The organism is Enterococcus sp. DIV0170, from assembly GCF_051710765.1.
Classification (GTDB): Bacteria; Bacillota; Bacilli; order Lactobacillales; family Enterococcaceae; genus Enterococcus_A; species Enterococcus_A raffinosus.
On the sequence record NZ_JBIOLG010000001.1, the window covers coordinates 92,280 to 108,012 of the forward strand.

The 15,733-nt window shown below is 41.1% G+C and carries 14 protein-coding genes and 1 pseudogene; 14 read left to right on the forward strand and 1 reads right to left on the reverse strand.

The genetic code is table 11. The features are described from left to right. The first annotated feature begins 2 nt into the window (after positions 1 to 2). The 4 genes from IGI50_RS00460 to lpdA are packed head-to-tail and all read left to right on the forward strand — an operon-like array spanning position 3 to position 4,635. A complete protein-coding gene (locus tag IGI50_RS00460) occupies positions 3 to 1,007 on the forward strand; it encodes a thiamine pyrophosphate-dependent dehydrogenase E1 component subunit alpha (protein ID WP_438775720.1) in 1,005 nt (334 codons plus the stop codon). Positions 1,008 to 1,029: 22 nt separating this feature from the next. After that, positions 1,030 to 2,007: an alpha-ketoacid dehydrogenase subunit beta gene (locus tag IGI50_RS00465; protein WP_010747330.1), complete on the forward strand. Its 978-nt coding sequence runs from the start codon at positions 1,030 to 1,032 to the stop codon at positions 2,005 to 2,007. Between the two features lie 12 nt (positions 2,008 to 2,019). After that, complete coding sequence (locus tag IGI50_RS00470) at positions 2,020 to 3,231, forward strand: dihydrolipoamide acetyltransferase family protein (RefSeq protein WP_438775722.1); 1,212 nt, start codon at positions 2,020 to 2,022, stop codon at positions 3,229 to 3,231. 12 nt (positions 3,232 to 3,243) lie between these two features. Further along, on the forward strand, positions 3,244 to 4,635 hold the full coding sequence (gene lpdA, locus IGI50_RS00475) for a dihydrolipoyl dehydrogenase (RefSeq protein ID WP_438775723.1): 1,392 nt from the start codon (positions 3,244 to 3,246) through the stop codon (positions 4,633 to 4,635). Between the two features lie 42 nt (positions 4,636 to 4,677). Here lpdA and proC read toward each other — a convergent pair whose 3' ends face one another. Next, positions 4,678 to 5,490, reverse strand: coding sequence for a pyrroline-5-carboxylate reductase (gene proC, locus IGI50_RS00480; RefSeq protein ID WP_438775724.1), 813 nt, complete (start codon positions 5,488 to 5,490; stop codon positions 4,678 to 4,680). Between the two features lie 178 nt (positions 5,491 to 5,668). Here proC and IGI50_RS00485 point away from each other — a divergent pair, with 178 nt between their 5' ends. The 10 genes and pseudogenes from IGI50_RS00485 to IGI50_RS00530 all read left to right on the forward strand — a co-directional run bounded on the left by IGI50_RS00485 (position 5,669) and on the right by IGI50_RS00530 (position 15,699). Further along, the gene (locus IGI50_RS00485) at positions 5,669 to 6,622 is read left to right on the forward strand and encodes a helix-turn-helix domain-containing protein (protein ID WP_438775725.1); all 954 of its coding nucleotides are present in this window, start codon (positions 5,669 to 5,671) and stop codon (positions 6,620 to 6,622) included. Then, positions 6,622 to 6,930, forward strand: a complete 309-nt coding sequence (locus IGI50_RS00490; protein WP_010747325.1) for a hypothetical protein — start codon at positions 6,622 to 6,624, stop codon at positions 6,928 to 6,930. Before IGI50_RS00485 ends, IGI50_RS00490 begins: the two co-directional genes overlap by 1 nt. Before the next feature lie 74 nt (positions 6,931 to 7,004). Then, a complete protein-coding gene (locus IGI50_RS00495) occupies positions 7,005 to 7,355 on the forward strand; it encodes an iron chaperone (RefSeq protein ID WP_218256321.1) in 351 nt (116 codons plus the stop codon). Then, positions 7,348 to 7,713: a VOC family protein gene (locus IGI50_RS00500; RefSeq protein ID WP_438775726.1), complete on the forward strand. Its 366-nt coding sequence runs from the start codon at positions 7,348 to 7,350 to the stop codon at positions 7,711 to 7,713. Before IGI50_RS00495 ends, IGI50_RS00500 begins: the two co-directional genes overlap by 8 nt. 957 nt (positions 7,714 to 8,670) lie before the next feature. Further along, entirely contained in the window at positions 8,671 to 9,468 is a 798-nt protein-coding gene (locus IGI50_RS00505; RefSeq protein ID WP_438775727.1) for a ParB N-terminal domain-containing protein, read from the forward strand. A gap of 2 nt (positions 9,469 to 9,470) precedes the next feature. Then, positions 9,471 to 10,283 (forward strand): ParB N-terminal domain-containing protein, encoded by an 813-nt coding sequence (locus IGI50_RS00510; RefSeq protein WP_438775728.1) that lies wholly within the window; start codon positions 9,471 to 9,473, stop codon positions 10,281 to 10,283. A gap of 142 nt (positions 10,284 to 10,425) precedes the next feature. Then, positions 10,426 to 11,850, forward strand: coding sequence for an ATP-binding protein (locus IGI50_RS00515; RefSeq protein ID WP_438775730.1), 1,425 nt, complete (start codon positions 10,426 to 10,428; stop codon positions 11,848 to 11,850). A gap of 524 nt (positions 11,851 to 12,374) precedes the next feature. Continuing rightward, positions 12,375 to 12,936 (forward strand): annotated as a pseudogene (locus IGI50_RS00520) (IS3 family transposase); the annotation flags it as partial. Positions 12,937 to 13,141: 205 nt separating this feature from the next. After that, positions 13,142 to 14,032, forward strand: coding sequence for a sulfite exporter TauE/SafE family protein (locus tag IGI50_RS00525; RefSeq protein WP_010747322.1), 891 nt, complete (start codon positions 13,142 to 13,144; stop codon positions 14,030 to 14,032). Between the two features lie 92 nt (positions 14,033 to 14,124). Continuing rightward, a complete protein-coding gene (locus tag IGI50_RS00530) occupies positions 14,125 to 15,699 on the forward strand; it encodes a WD40/YVTN/BNR-like repeat-containing protein (RefSeq protein WP_438775731.1) in 1,575 nt (524 codons plus the stop codon). The last annotated feature ends 34 nt before the right edge of the window (positions 15,700 to 15,733 follow it).

Sequence of the window (15,733 nt, forward strand, 5' to 3'; positions counted from 1 at the left end):
AAATGATGACAGCAACGAAAAACATCTCGATTCCGAATCGAGCAGGTTTGACGGACGAGGATTTGGTAGAGCTTTATCGCAGAATGTGGGAAATTCGTTTCTTTGACGAGAAGGTGGATCAGCTATTTGCCAAAGGTCTGATTCACGGAACCACTCACTTGGCAGTGGGACAGGAAGCGACAGCCGCAGGTAGCGGAGCAGTTTTAAGAAAGACCGACTGGATCACTGCAACGCACCGCGGACATGGACAAACAATTGCTAAAGGGACAAATATCAATGAAATGATGGCAGAATTGTTTGGTCGTACAACAGGAACGAACAATGGGAAAGGCGGCTCAATGCACATTGCGGATCTGGATACGGGAAATCTCGGTGCAAATGGGATCGTAGGCGGCGGCTTCCCGATTGCTACAGGTGCAGCACTGACGTCAAAATTGAAAAAAAATGACACGGTTGCTTTAGCGTATGCCGGGGATGGTTCAACAAATGAGGGCAGCTTCCATGAATCCTTGAATCTGGCTTCCATTTGGGCATTGCCTGTCGTCTTCTTTATTGAAAACAATCAATACGGGATGAGCGGACCGTTTAAAACAATGATGAACGTTGAGCGTTTGTCTGAACGAGCAAAAGCGTATGGAATCGAAGGAATTACTATCGAAGGAAATGACGTGATCGAAGTCATTAATACTACCTATGACGCGGTTGAAAAAGCGCGTCGCGGAGAAGGCCCAACCCTTATTGAGGCGATGACTTATCGCTGGAAAGGCCATTCGAAATCTGATGCGAAGAAATATCGTACGAAGGAAGAGGAAGAAGATTGGCGTAAGAATCGCGATCCAATCAAATTGGCTCGTGAAAAATTCGTAACGGCAGGGATCTTCACGGAAGAGGAAGCAGAGGAAATTCGCTTAGCAGCGAAACAGGCGATTGAAGATGCGGTAACCTTCGCGGAAGAAAGCCCAATGCCGGCGATTGAAAGCATGTACGAAGACGTTTATTCAGACTAGAGAGAATTAGGAGGAGCAAATAATGAGAGAAATCACGTACGCGGAAGCGGTCAGAGAAGCAATGTCTGAAGCGATGCGAGAAGATGAAGATATTTTCATGTTAGGTGAAGACATCGGTGTTTATGGTGGCGCTTTCGGTGTGAGTCGGGGTATGGTGGAAGAATTTGGTGAGGAACGGGTGCGTTCAACACCGATCTCTGAATCAGTGATCGCGGGAGCGGCTGTAGGTTCGGCGATGACAGGAATGCGTCCGATTTTTGAAATTCAATTTTCAGACTTCATTACGATCGCCTTAGATCAAATCGTCAACCAAGCAGCAAAAATCCGCTACATGTACGGCGGAAAAGCGAAAATTCCATTGGTGATGCGCACACCAGGCGGTTCAGGAACAGGCGCGGCAGCGCAGCACTCGCAAAGCTTAGAAAACTGGACAGCCCACGTCCCTGGATTGAAGGTTATCCAACCAGCGACGGCTTATGATGCGAAAGGTTTGCTGCATGCAGCGATCGAAGACAATAACCCAGTCATGTTTTATGAACACAAGCTTTGCTACCGAACGAGTTCAGATGTACCGGAAGGAAAATACACGATTCCAATCGGAGTCGCAGATATCAAACGAGAAGGAACCGACATTTCAGTTGTAGCGACTGGAATTATGGTTCACAAAGCCATGGAAGCCGCAGATATTTTAGCGGAGGAAGGCATTCAAATCGAAGTGGTTGATCCACGGACGCTGGTACCGCTAGATAAACAGGCAATTATTGATTCTGTTGTTAAAACAGGAAAAGCTGTTGTTGTGACTGAAGCAGTAAAACGCAGCGGATTCAGTGCTGAGCTGGCAAGCGTGATCGCAGAAGAGGAATGCTTCGACTTCTTAGATGCACCGATCGTACGTTTAGCCGGTAAAGAAATCCCGATGCCGTATCATCCGGAGCTTGAGAAGAAAGCGGTTCCTCAAGTAGAGGATATTGTTGAAGCTTGTCGTGGATTGATGGCGTAGGGGGGATAAAAAATGGCGAATGAAGTATTGATGCCGAAGTTAAGTTCCACGATGGATGTCGGAACGATCACGACTTGGCTAAAAAATGAAGGTGATTCCGTGGAAATCGGTGAAGCGATTTTTGAAGTAATGACGGATAAAATCGCGATCGAAGTGGAAGCCTATGATGAAGGAATTTTACTCAAAAAATATATCGGCGACGGAGATAGCGCACCGGTGAATTCCGTGATCGCCTACATTGGTGAAGCTGGGGAAGACGTTCCCGCGGAAATGCCAGGAGCAGAGTCGGAAGCGGCGGAAGAAACACCAGCTGAGGAAACGACAGCAGCTGAACCTGCCAAAGATACAACTGTTGCGACAACGAAAGTTCGGGCAACACCAGCGGCTCGCCGCATCGCACGAGAAAAAGGGATCAACCTGCAGCAGGTTCAAGGAACGGGGCCAAAAGGGCGCATTCAAGCTTTAGATGTGAAGCAATATCAAGAAAAACCAGTTGCAGCCGCGCCAGCACAAAAAGCTGCAGAAGGCGAGCTGATTCCTTGGAGCGGGATGCGTAAAGCCATTGCCGACAAGATGTCAGAAAGCAAGCACACGATTCCTCATGTGACCATGAATGCGGAAGTTGACTTAACGAAGGTAATCGAGCTGAGGAAGCAATTACTGCCGATGGTAGAAGAACGCACCGACGAGCGGTTATCCTTCTTAGAAATTATTGCAAAGGCAGCGATGGTCGCATTAAAGGCGTATCCTGAATTTAATGCAAATGCCTATGAGGATGGTATCCGACGGTTCGAACATGTCAATCTTGGTGTTGCAGTGGCGGTTGCTGAAGGCTTAGTCGTTCCTGTTGTGGAGCAAGCCGATCAGAAGGGGTTAAGTGATCTGACCGCAGCCGTAAAAGCGGTGACGAAAAAAGCGCGTGACGGGCAATTGATGCCGGCAGAAATGAGCGGCGGGACCTTTACGATCAGTTCATTAGGCCGCAGCAAGGTTCAAACCTTCAATCCAATCATCAATTTACCGGAAGTGGCAATTCTAGGTGTTGGCGGCAGCTATGACAAATTAGTTGTTGAGAATACACCAGAAGGACCGCAGGTAGCGACGATTACCGCGTTGAACTTATGTCTGTCCTTTGATCATCGAGTTGCTGATGGCGCACCTGCCGCGGCATTCTTAAGTATGATTGTTGACCTGCTGGAAAATCCAATGAGCTTGTTGCTGTAGAGGGGGCTGAACATGACGAAAAAGACAGATACAGTCGTAATCGGCGCAGGACCTGGCGGTTATGTAGCGGCCATTCGTGCGGCGCAATTAGGACAAAAGGTAACAGTGGTAGAAGCTGAACATATTGGCGGTGTCTGTTTGAATGTAGGATGTATCCCATCCAAAGCATTGATTACAGCAGGACACCGTTATCAAGAAGCCCAGCACTCTGATTTTTTAGGCTTGAGTGTGAAGGAGGCAACCTTAGATTTTGCCAAGACGCAGCAATGGAAGGATCAGCAGGTCGTCAAAACGCTGACCTCTGGTGTTGGGATGCTTTTGAAGAAAAATGGCGCGGACGTGATCATGGGCAGGGCCACCTTTACTGGACCGCAAAGCTTAACGATCACCACAAAAAAAGGGGAAGAAAAGCTGGAATTCAAACATGCGATCGTCGCAACCGGCAGCCGGCCAATTGAAATTCCCGGTTTTGCTTTTGGCGGACGGGTATTGGACTCTACTGGCGGCTTGAATTTAAAGGAAATACCGAAGAAGCTGGTGATTATCGGCGGAGGAATCGTTGGCTCAGAGCTTGGCGGCGCCTATCGCAATCTCGGTTCAGAGGTCACGATCATTGAAGGCAGTCCGAATATCCTGCCGAATTTTGAAGCGGATATTCAAAAGCTGGTTGCTCAACGCTTTAAACAAAACGGCGTGTCTATTTTCACAGACGCAAAAGCGAAGAAAGCGACAGAGATAGCCAATGGCGTAGCGGTTGAATTTGAGGTCAAAGGCAAGACTCAAACCATCGAAGCAGATTATGTGATGGTCACAGTCGGGCGCAGACCCAATACGGAAAGTCTAGGTTTGGAAAAAGCCGGCGTTAAACTGACTGAACGAAACTTGGTTAAAGTAGATGAGCAATACCGGACCTCTCAGAAAACGATTTTTGCCATTGGCGACATCGTGGAAGGTCTGGCCCTGGCCCACAAAGCCAGCTATGAAGCGAAGGTTGCGGCTGAAGTGATTGGCGGGAAAAATGTGGCGAAGGATTATCGCGCGATTCCAGCAATCTGCTTCACCGACCCGGAAGTGGCAACAGTTGGCTATACCTTGGCAGAAGCAAAGGCGGAAGGAATCAAAGCCAAGACAGCGAATTTCCCAATGCAGGCCAATGGACGTGCTTTGTCGTTGAACGCTACAGAAGGGTTTGTTCGGTTAGTCTTTGAGGAAGAGACCGAGTTGGTTCTAGGTGCTCAAATCGTTGGTGTGAACGCCAGTGATCTAGTGGCTGAGATCACTCTGGCGATCGAATCCTATCTCACATTAGAGGATATTTCTCTAACGATTCATGGACATCCGACACTTTCAGAAATGGTGATGGATGCGTGTGAAGTCGGACTAGGATTGCCGATTCATATGTAAAAAGAAGGACTGCCAAGCAATCGGCGGTCCTTCTTTTTTATGCTATTTTTTACCTAATTCCTCATCTTTGCGAATCGTAGCATCAATCCCTTTAATCACCGTTGAGATAAAGGCGTTGTCTTCTAATTCTACGATCCCGGCAACAGTTGTTCCACCAGGGGAACTTACCCGATCAATTAAAGTCCATGGATTTTCATCGCTGTTGGCTAAGGTTTGTGCGCTGCCTAGAATCGCTTGGGTCGCCATTTCTAACGCGAGGTCCTTTGGCAAACCATTTTTCACGGCTGCACGTGCGATGGAGTCGATAAATAAGAAAGTATACGCAGGTGAACTGCCGGCGATAGCTGTGAAGATGGAGAAATATTTCTCTTCTAATGGCCACGCTTTTCCGACGGCATTGAATAGATCGATGATTACTGCGACATCTTCTTTGGTAGCATTGGTGTTTCCACAGACAGCGGCCGCACCTTCGCCCACCATCGCGTTCATATTCGGCATGACGCGGACAATTCGAATCGGCTGATCCGTTTCAAAGACTTCATAGATAGCTTCGGTACTTGTTCCAGCCGCGATGGAAACGATCAAAGGATCATTTTGCAGGATGGCGTCTTTCGCCTCCAGCAAGACTCCTTTAATGACATTGGGTTTTACTGCCAAAATCAAGGTATCGACGGTTTTAATCACTTCCTGTGGATCTTTCAAGGCATGGGCGCCCACTTTATCCGCAAATGCCTGTACCTTTTCGGTTGAGATATCATATAAATAAATATCCTCAGGCTTGCTGAACCCCTTTTGAACAATGCCTTCTACGATTGCAGATGCCATATTCCCGGCACCGATAAAACCAATTTTCATACTAACTCCTCCTAATTTTTATTTCTATAGGTCTGCTTAAATTTGAGCAAAGTGTTTCAATCAAATGTTTAAATGTTAAAAAGGTGGTACAATCACTAAAGAGATTATATGCTGAAGGGACTTTATTTAAAATAGTTTAGATAAAGAAGAAAGTGTTCGATTCTAAGGTGGTGGGGAAATGGATGTAACGACAGAGCAGTATGTCAGCTTTTATCAATTTTTGAAAACGTTGGATTGTTACTTGGGTGATGATGGGCAAATGGTCGGGGAGGTACAGCGTTTTTCTGCTAATCCGCGGCGAGAGATCGCAGCCTTTGTAACGAAAGAAACGACTGATCGAATAGAGGTTCCAGCTGATTTTATTCGCATAATATATGTAATGAAGGGAACGGTGGCCGTTCAAATCAAGGATACGGAGCAGGTGCTGGATGCTGGCGGTCTAGTCATAGCCAATGCCGTAACCAGCCTTTCTTATCGCGGCAACTTCGAGGCCGAAGTGATTGCCTTTTATTTTAAGCGAAGCTACTTTAACGAATCGTTGTTAAGTCAATTTTTGGAAGAGCCGTTGCTTTACCGCTTTTTTGTAGAGGCATTGAGTGACGAGTTTAACGGAATTCCACGTTTTCTGGTCTATGATTTTGTTGAGGTCACCGATGTGCATTTTTACGCGCTGCTTCTCTTAAAGCAGGTGGTTAAAATGGCGTACTTCAATAATAAGGTGACTAAATCGGCGTTTGTTCTTTTGATCGTGGAGATCAGTCAGGCCGCTCCTGAACGGTTGATCGCGAAGGATAGTGTTGTCTCTAATGGTCAGCTGACGGAAGAAATATTAGCGTATATTGATGCCCGTCTGGAGCAGGTAACCTTGGAAGAGGTAGCACAAAAGTTTCATTTCCATCCCAATTATTTATCCAACTTATTAAAGGAAAAGACGGGTCATTCTTATACGGAAATTGTCTTAGTGAAAAGAATTGAGCGCTGCAAGAGCTATTTGGAGCAGACCGATCTGACCATCCAGACAATCGTTGAGCGTCTGGGCTATAAGGACAAGGCCTTTTTCTACAAACGGTTCAAACAGATTGAGGGCGTCACACCACGACAGTATCGAAAAATGCGGGAGGAAGAAAACTAATGTATGAAGAGATTTTTGCTGAGGTTCATTTAACAGTCGTTGAACAACCGATTGAATGGGTGGGGGAGCTGCCGCTTTATCGGGGGCATCTCAAGGAATTGCCTTTTATCACTGGGGAAGGTCCCTCAAAAAAAGCAATGTATCGCCAGTTGGCGGAACAATATCAGGAATATGTCGCGTTGAATCAAATGGAGGATAAGGAGGAGGAGATGACCTCTTCACTATTAACAGCGGATCAGTTATTGAAATATTACGATGGCGAAACCTTCGACGGCTTTTCATTGAGCGATTTATTGAAAGATGAATAGAAACAGAGCAAGTTTGTATACCTTTTCAATACTTTTCGATAGACTGAATGCAACACGATGAAGGAGTGAAACTTATGTCACCGATTGAAGAATATATAAATGACGCGGAGCAGGAGCAGCAGCCGATGCTAAAAGACATCTATCAGCTGATTAAAGAGCTGCTTCCAGCAGAAACGACCGAAAAGCTTTCCTATGGGATGCCAACATTTTATTTGAAGGAAAATCTCGTTCATTTTGGCGCAATGAAAAAGCATCTGGGTTTTTATCCAACGCCTAGCGCGATGACCGCTTTTGCGGACAAGCTATCTGATTACAAAACCTCAAAGGGCGCCTTGCAGATCCCCTACACACAGGAGCTGCCGAAAAAGTTGATCAAAGACATGGTTCGCTTTCGTTTGCAGGAGGTGGTGGAGAAAAATGCTTAAGGAAATAGAGATCATGCTATATGTCAATGACGTGGCAGGCTCAGCGGCCTTTTGGCAGGAGGGGTTAGAAGGAAGAATCATTTCTCAGCAAACAATGCCGGATGATTCCTTGCAGGTGACGGTGGAATTGTTCGATTCAGTACATCTAGTATTGTTCGATCGCGGATTTATCGAACGCTACTCTCCAGAAGTCGTCGATAATGTTCCATCACTGCTTATGAAGGTATCGGATCTGGAGGCTTCCCATGAACGATTGCAAAAATTAGGGACAACAGTGAATCCGATTGTCCAACAGGGCGAAAAACGGCTGTTTAATTTCGCTGATCCTGAAAATCATTATTTTGTTTTGAGTGAATAACCCTCATGAATTGAGGGTTATTTTTTTGTAGTATACACTATAAATGGTTGAGAATTCAGTTGATGAAATTTATTATAGACTTGGCGTTTGAGCTGTTAGAAAAAGTAGGATGATAGATGTTGGAAGTTGAGCGTATTCTCGTAAATTGAAGGGCAGAAACTTTGTATAATGCTGAATGAGGTTTGAAAAATTAGCATGGTTGAAGTTTAATACTTTCTGTAGCTTGATAATTACATTTACTTGTGAAGATGGTTTACACTGTAATGGAGAAAATCTCTTGCAAGAAAGAGATTCTTGTAGAAAAACTAACGCAACTATCGAGATGATAATATTGTGAATTATTAGAAGTTAACAAAGGTAATAGCAGTAACTAAATCAATAATTACTGATAAATAAAGGGCTTGTTAAAAAATGTAGTCGCGAGAGTTTAAGAGGTTGCATAAACTGAGAAAACGAAGGTATCATAAAAGAGAAACTTAAATAAATAGGGCTGTGTAGCACTTTTTTGGAGTGGGAAAAAGACACATGCTGGTGTAGTAGGGTGACCGTTGTTAGTTAAAAAAAGGTATAATTAATACAATAGAAATTAACTCTTTTTAGGATTTATAGATATTTAAAATAGTATTTATCAAAACAAAGTTTACAAAAGGCTTGATTGAAAGCGCTTTTAAATATACTATGAACTTATCAGAATAAAAAGAGCCGCTAATAGCTGCAACTATTAGCGACTTAAGCGAAGTAACAACAATTAGCTGTTGATTACTCTTTACACAATTCAAGGTTATGAGACTAACCAAGTGTGTTTACGCCTATCTATATTTTATCGAAATGATAGCTAAAATCAAACTTTGAATTTAAATGAGCCTTTTAAGTCGTACAGAGCACTCAACAAGCGTTGTCGTTGTAGCTTTTTGCGATTTTTTATTTTGAAATTTTTATAATTGAGGAGAGATATAAGTGAGTGAATTAGTTGGAGAAATCTTTGTAACTAGTGATTATGCAAGATTCAAAAAATTGAAAGGAAACCGTGAATTAAGAAAAAACATTAGTTTAGAGAACTCCATAAAGAAAAGCGGGATAATAATTCCTATAGAAGTAAATGAAAAGTTTGAGATATTGGATGGGCAAAATCGTTTTGAAATAGCCAAAATGTTAGGAATATCAATTCCTTACAGAATAATTAATGGATTAGGAATTCAAGAAGTTATACATCTTAATTCGACAACTAAACCTTGGATAGTAATGGATTTTATAAACAAGTATTGTTTGGATGGCAATATTGAGTATATTCGGCTAGAGGAACTGGCGAAAAAATACACAAAAATACCAATATCATCACTTGCATCAGCAGCAGAGGGACATTTGAATATGAATTCACGAACCACACAAAATGTCAGAGAAGGAAAGTTTAAGTTCTATAATTATGAAGTTTTCATTTCATTTTTGCTAGACTATTATTTGTTTTTATCACGAACAGGTATAAAGGGTGGTCAATACTCCTTTTTTGCTTTTTTCAATTTATATACTACTGAGGTATTTGATTTACAAAGGTTAGTAAACGGACTTTCTAATAAGATACAGAATGTTAATGATAATACAAATAATGATGTAGTACTAGAAATTTTTTTAAAAGCTCATAATTATGGACTTAAAGAAAAGTCTAAATTAGCAATTGAGTATACTCTCAATAAGAAGGATAAACCTTTGATTAAGACGAATAGAAATACAATTTTGCTTAATACGGGAGGACTATAAAAATGGATAAAAGTTTTGGAAATGTTTACTTAGCTAGTGAATATGATCAGTTCAAACTAATCAGGGGAAATAGACCAATAACTTTGAATCGTAAACTAGAAAAATCAATTCTTGAAAAAGGTATCTTAAGACCTATAACAGTTAATAGCAATATGGAAATTTTAGATGGACAACATCGATACACAATTGCGAAGAAATACAACATACCACTACCTTATTATGTTAGTGAGTCAAAAAGTATAGACGATATTATTGATTTAAATAATGCGTCCCACAGATGGAAGATAGAAGATTATATACACAAGTTTAAAGAAGAAGGATTACTCAGTTATATCAGGCTCTATGAAATAATCATTGACTACAAAAATGTAGCATTAGCGGATTTATGTTCTACAGCTCAAGGATATCTTAATAAATCATATTTTTCTTTTGATAGTATAAAAGATGGAGAATTTGAATTTGTTAATTATGAAGAATTTATAACCTGTTTAAAGGACTTTCAAGAGTTCATTTATAAGACGAGAATAAGAAGTACGACAGGTGTATTTTCAGCATTTTTCGGATTATACACAATAAAGAAATTCAATTTATCGAGCTTTATTGAACGGATTAATGTGAACGATACGCGAAGTAAAATTATTGGAATAAGAGATGGAAAAAGAATTTTAAGAATGTTTGTGGAAGCATATAATTATAACCTAAAGGAAGGGTCTAAAAATTACATAGACTATAAAGTAAAAAAAGATCGAAGTATTGTTATTTTAGAGAAGAGGAACCGAAAATTACTTAATTATATAAATAAAGACATAATATGATTGTTTCGTTAAATATAGTTAGAAATTTCGATTATAGTGTTGATGCGAAATATAGAATAGGCGAATAATATCTTTTATAAAACGAAGATATTTCTAAATGAGTTGAAAATTAAGTATGTGATATAGAACATGGAGTGATCAAATGGATCTATTTAAACTTCAGTACGAAAAAGAAGGCCAAACTTTAGATCGGAAACGTGCAAGCATTGAACCAAAAAAAGTTGCTGAACAGATTAGCGCATTTGCAAATGCTGAAGGAGGTTTATTAATTATTGGAATCGAAGATAATGGTGAAATTACTGGATTTAAGTATCCAAAATCAAAGAACATTGAAGAATATATTGAAGCGCCGCATACCTTTTTAATGCGTTTTCCTAAGTACAAATTTGAAAGACTACCTGTAGTTAATTTTAAAGGGGAGTCTGATGAGTTACTTTTGTTCATAATTGAACCCAGCTATGAATCGATTATTTCACTGAAGGATGAATCGGTCTTTTTGCGAGTAAATGACAAGTGCAAACGTCAGTCTCACTCTCAAATCACACAACTAGAATATGACCGTGGCTCAAGAAAGTTTGAAGAAGAACTAGTTGAATACTCGTCGATAGAAGATGTAAATGAGAGTCTTGTGGAAGAGTTTCGTCAATTGCTAGGGACATCTGTTTCAACAGAGAAATTGTTAAAAGCAAGAGGCTTTTTACGTGAGGGTAAATTGACAGTAGCAGGACTTCTGTTATTCAGTGATAACATCAGGGCATTTATGCCTAGTGCGCGAATTCGTTTCATGAGATATGAAGGTGTAAAGGCGGAGTCAGGATCTCGTTTGAATGTTGTTAAAGATGTAACTTTTGATAAAGCGCTACCGACAGTTATTCGTGAAACAGAAAAATTTATTGAAACACAATTACGTGATTTTACTTTTTTAGGGAAAGACGGGCGATTTGTTACCTTACCTGAGTATCCAAAATACGCTTGGTTTGAAGGGATGATTAATGCAATTGTTCACCGTAGGTATGATAATCAAGGAGATCATATTAGAATAAAAATGTTTGATGATCGATTAGAAATTTATAGCCCGGGAGCATTGCCTTCTTCAGTGACGTTAGAGAATATCAAAGAAGAACGGTATTCAAGAAACCCTAAAATTGCTGCTGCGTTGACTCAATATAAATGGGTTCGAGAATCAAATGAAGGGGTAGGACGTATTTTCCAAGAAATGAGTGAATACTTTTTGGATGATCCAATTTATGAGGAACCCAACGGTAGTGCTGTTCAGCTTACACTGAAAAATAATATTCTTGCGCGAAAAGATCGAGAGACTGGACGTGTAAACGAGATTGTTAGTGCTGAGATTTTCGAAGGTTTAAGCGAATTAGAAGAAACTATTGTGAGGTATCTTTATAATAGCGGTCCTCTAACACCAGCTGGGGCGGCTAAACTTATTGGGAGAAGCGCTGTACCTACAAGAAAACTGTTGAGTAAGCTAGTAGATAAGAAGATTATTAAAGTTCATCAAATGAATCCTAAAGACCCGCATAAGTACTATACATTAGAGAGTATCAAGTAGGTATCAAGTAGGTATCAAGTAGGTATCAAGTAAAATTTATAAATAGTTTATAATTATTTTAAATTACTGAATGGGGAGTGCGAAATTCATTTAATTGATTTCTAGCGTGCTTTTTACAGACTGAGATTTTGTGGAACTAAATTAATCAAGTATTCATCCAGACTGGTTTCAAAAGCCCCCTCAGCTAGTTGAACTGTAGAGTATAAAATTAGGTTGTATCATCCTTGTTATCGAAGTAATGATGCACGAATAGCAAAGAGTTTTCAAAAAATAAAATAAAAGCGCGTTCGTTATCGCTCGGTGTCAATTTAGAAAAAATATTTTCTCGAGGTTAAATAATAGAAAATTCATTGTTCTTTTACAATATTCCAAAATTCTAACCTTTAAGCGATTAGTTTATGGAATATGTCTAGTTATTGAAGATAAGAACCGTCCCCCAAAAGTAAGACCGAAAATCTAACTTTTTGAGGTCGGTATTTTTATGGCTAAAATACAGTTTTGATTTTTTTAAATTGAAAGTGGTTCAAGAAAAACAACAAAGACGAATGATTCAATCTCACAAATCATCCGCAGTCTACGAGGACCTTTCAAATTAAAGAACCGGATTTTTCCTAAAGCAACTCATATGTACTGAAAAAGCAATTTGAACGAGAGGAACCTAATTAAGAAATTAAAGCAGAAATGATTTATATACGTAAAGAACACAAAATTATAGCTATTTACGAATGACAAATGAACTGAAAAAAATCGCGGATTTCATGTCAGTAAAAAGAAAGTTAAACGTCTAATCCGAAAACTAGGGATCGAAGTCCGTTTCTATACTCGTAAATCAGGGCACTATAGTTCTTACCGAAGAAAGGTCAGAAAAGTAGTGGAAAATCGATTTCTTCGTCATTTTTAAACGGGTATTGCCATCAAAAACTTATGACAGAAATCAAATATCTTGATGTAGGTAGCAAGGGTGTAATTCGTCAAAAAAAGTTATATCTAGATTCATTCATGGATATGTATAATAATGAAATTCTATCTTACCGCATCTCAGAAAAATCAAAAGTCCAAGCAATTATGGAGGGCATAGAAGAAGCAGAAATGTTAATTTTAAAAAATGAAGTAGATTTTTCTACTCCGAAAAAATTCTAACTTTTTTTAGTCATTTCAAAAAAAAGGCGCTATTTATTGGACGAATATCATCAAATTGTTAGGTGATTTAAGTCAAAATCCTTGTGAATTGTTGTATTATCTTAAAAGGAAAAAGAGCTTTCATTGATTATTTTTTTTAGAGGAGAGAACTATGGTACAAATTTTGTTGGGACTGTTAGGCGTCCTATTGGTTTATTATCTGTTTTATTTTATTCGCGATTTGATCGCTGAACGTGGCAATTGGGGCGGCGGAAATATGGTTGTTTCCGGTGTGATCGGTTTTATCACGGATGCGATGGATACGCTGGGAATCGGCAGTTTTGCGCCGACGACAATGCTGCTGGAGATGACAAAGCAGCTGGACAACGACCGTCAATTACCAGGAACCTTGAACGTTTCTCATACTGTTCCGGTTATTATTGAAGCATTTATTTTTATTACCGTTGTAAAAGTAGCGCCGCTGACGTTATTCTCATTAGTTATCGCGGCGATCGTTGGGTCTTACATTGGGTCGAAAACAGTCAGCAAGCTGCCTGAGAAAAAAGTGCAATTCTATATGGGAATCGCTTTGATTGTTACAGCCGCGTTGATGGCGTTGAAACAATTAGGGATGCTTGATCTATTAGGAACAGGCAATCATTTAACTGGCTTGACGGGTGTGAAATTGATCATCGGGATTGTCGGCAACTTCATTTTAGGTGCATTGATGACGATTGGTGTTGGATTATATGCGCCGTGTATGGCATTGGTGTATATGCTGGGATTAAGTCCGCTAGTGGCCTTTCCGATTATGATGGCTTCTTGTGCAGGATTAATGCCTGTGGCGGGGACAAACTTTATCAAATCTGGTGATTATTCGCGCAAAGTCAGCTTAGGGATCACGATCGGGGGAATCATCGGTGTGATTATCGCGACCCGTTTTGTTACAGGATTGAACATGACGGTATTGACATGGATCGTTATCGTAGTTGTCCTCTATTCAGGCTTTACGTATATCCGTAAAGGAATGCATGAAGTAACAGGCACGTTGAAAAAGTCTTAGAGAGCAATCTCTAGGACTTTTTTTTAAGATAGTGGCAACGGTCTATTCACCTGCTTGTTTTTAGCGGATAATAAGTGAAACGAGTTTATCAGATGGGAGAATTTATGGATCAGGAATTATTAATCATCGACTTGCTTTCGGCAGGCGAGGCGATCTATAAGCGTGTTCGAAAAAATCGACAGCGAAATTTGCACACAGCATTTTTGTTTTTAATTGCTGCTTCGGTAGTATTTTTCGGAATCGGTACCTTTGTCTATCAGCGGTTGGAAATGCGTGTCTACTCGATCGACAGTGGGTATTGGCTGCGGGGATTTTATCATTTTTCATTAGTGCTGGGAATCCTCAGTGTCATCGCAGTAGGGACCTTCTTTATACTGAATGGAATTCAAGAGGTCCGACTGCGGCAATCCTTTCAACGTTTTTTAGCCCACCATGTTAAGAGGGCGGCCAAGTATCCGATTGTTTATCAGGATCGCGAAGCCTATTACTTAGCGGAAGAGGCAGGAAAACCGACATTGCGGTTAGAAAAGGCGGAATGTCTTGAATTGACCACGACATTTGACGGCGCGAAGGTCTTCTTAGGTGAACGGCAAGAGTTCTGGGGATTTTCCGCGATTCAATTATTTGTCCTGAATGAGGAATCGCTACGACTGCCCGTCCATTTTCCAAAAACACAGGGAATGAATCGAAAAGGATCTTTCCTATTGATTAGCGTGCTCTTTTTTGCGGGAGCAGGAGTGTTTGCTTACGATGGAATGACACGGCATCAAATGCTTTATGGCGGGACTGATGAGCCGAGGCGTTCAACTGTTACCAGTTCCAGTGAAGCGGCTCCGCTAACGAGTGAAGATTTACTGACGCAGCAAGGCGCGGCACCGACTAAAAAAACCAGCCAGACCAATCAATTGGATTTGAATGAGCAGACGCAGGAATTGTATCTGACGACGGATGGCGGCAGCGCATGGTCATTTGTCCCATTAAAACCAGAATGGCTGCGTTCAGGCAGCTATTTATTGACTAGCGGGGAGATTCCTATGGGCTATTGGATGGATAAGACGTACAATGTCTCATCGGATTTCTCTTGGTTTATCTATTCGGAGAATGAAAAGGAATTGTATTTCTTATTCTCTAGTGACAATGGTAAGACGTGGCAGAAATCACTTGTCTCAGAAAATGCGCAACGAATGCGTTATCGCAAGGCGCAGTTTTTCGCTGACGGCAGTGGCGTACTCGTTTATTCGAATGCATCGCCGGAGGTCTCTTCTGAAGGCTTGGAAATCTACCAAACCAATGATTTCGGCAAGACATGGTCTAGAAGCAACGGCACGACCATCAGTCAACCGGTCCAAAATGTCAGCTTTGTGAATCCGGCTTTAGGCTTTGTTTCAACAAGAGAAAAATTGTATTACACCAATAATAGCGGTAGCTCCTTCAAGGAGGCGATCGTAACCATTCCCGCTGAGTATCAAACTGGCGGGCTGGATCTGTTCCAATCCCCCAACGAGGTGACACAGGTCGGTACCAATCAATTGGAGACGAAATTTTATTTATTGAAAATGAAGGGAATCGATCAAGGCAAGATGTTCGCTTGTCTCTATCGTTCTTCCGACAATGGCGAGACCTGGCAATTTGCGGAGCAGTTGTCGCAGGTTCAGCCGACGGAATAGTTTACAGGCAACGTTTTTATTGCTACACTGTTCC

What these genes read in the sequence shown, in the direction of transcription:
- IGI50_RS00460 (WP_438775720.1), top strand. Translation starts at nt 3, where the DNA reads ATGATGACAGCAACGAAAAACATCTCGATTCCGAATCGAGCAGGTTTG.
- IGI50_RS00465 (WP_010747330.1), top strand. Translation starts at nt 1,030, where the DNA reads ATGAGAGAAATCACGTACGCGGAAGCGGTCAGAGAAGCAATGTCTGAA.
- IGI50_RS00470 (WP_438775722.1), top strand. Translation starts at nt 2,020, where the DNA reads ATGGCGAATGAAGTATTGATGCCGAAGTTAAGTTCCACGATGGATGTC.
- lpdA (WP_438775723.1), top strand. Translation starts at nt 3,244, where the DNA reads ATGACGAAAAAGACAGATACAGTCGTAATCGGCGCAGGACCTGGCGGT.
- proC (WP_438775724.1), bottom strand. Translation starts at nt 5,490, where the DNA reads ATGAAAATTGGTTTTATCGGTGCCGGGAATATGGCATCTGCAATCGTA.
- IGI50_RS00485 (WP_438775725.1), top strand. Translation starts at nt 5,669, where the DNA reads ATGGATGTAACGACAGAGCAGTATGTCAGCTTTTATCAATTTTTGAAA.
- IGI50_RS00490 (WP_010747325.1), top strand. Translation starts at nt 6,622, where the DNA reads ATGTATGAAGAGATTTTTGCTGAGGTTCATTTAACAGTCGTTGAACAA.
- IGI50_RS00495 (WP_218256321.1), top strand. Translation starts at nt 7,005, where the DNA reads ATGTCACCGATTGAAGAATATATAAATGACGCGGAGCAGGAGCAGCAG.
- IGI50_RS00500 (WP_438775726.1), top strand. Translation starts at nt 7,348, where the DNA reads ATGCTTAAGGAAATAGAGATCATGCTATATGTCAATGACGTGGCAGGC.
- IGI50_RS00510 (WP_438775728.1), top strand. Translation starts at nt 9,471, where the DNA reads ATGGATAAAAGTTTTGGAAATGTTTACTTAGCTAGTGAATATGATCAG.
- IGI50_RS00515 (WP_438775730.1), top strand. Translation starts at nt 10,426, where the DNA reads ATGGATCTATTTAAACTTCAGTACGAAAAAGAAGGCCAAACTTTAGAT.
- IGI50_RS00525 (WP_010747322.1), top strand. Translation starts at nt 13,142, where the DNA reads ATGGTACAAATTTTGTTGGGACTGTTAGGCGTCCTATTGGTTTATTAT.
- IGI50_RS00530 (WP_438775731.1), top strand. Translation starts at nt 14,125, where the DNA reads ATGGGAGAATTTATGGATCAGGAATTATTAATCATCGACTTGCTTTCG.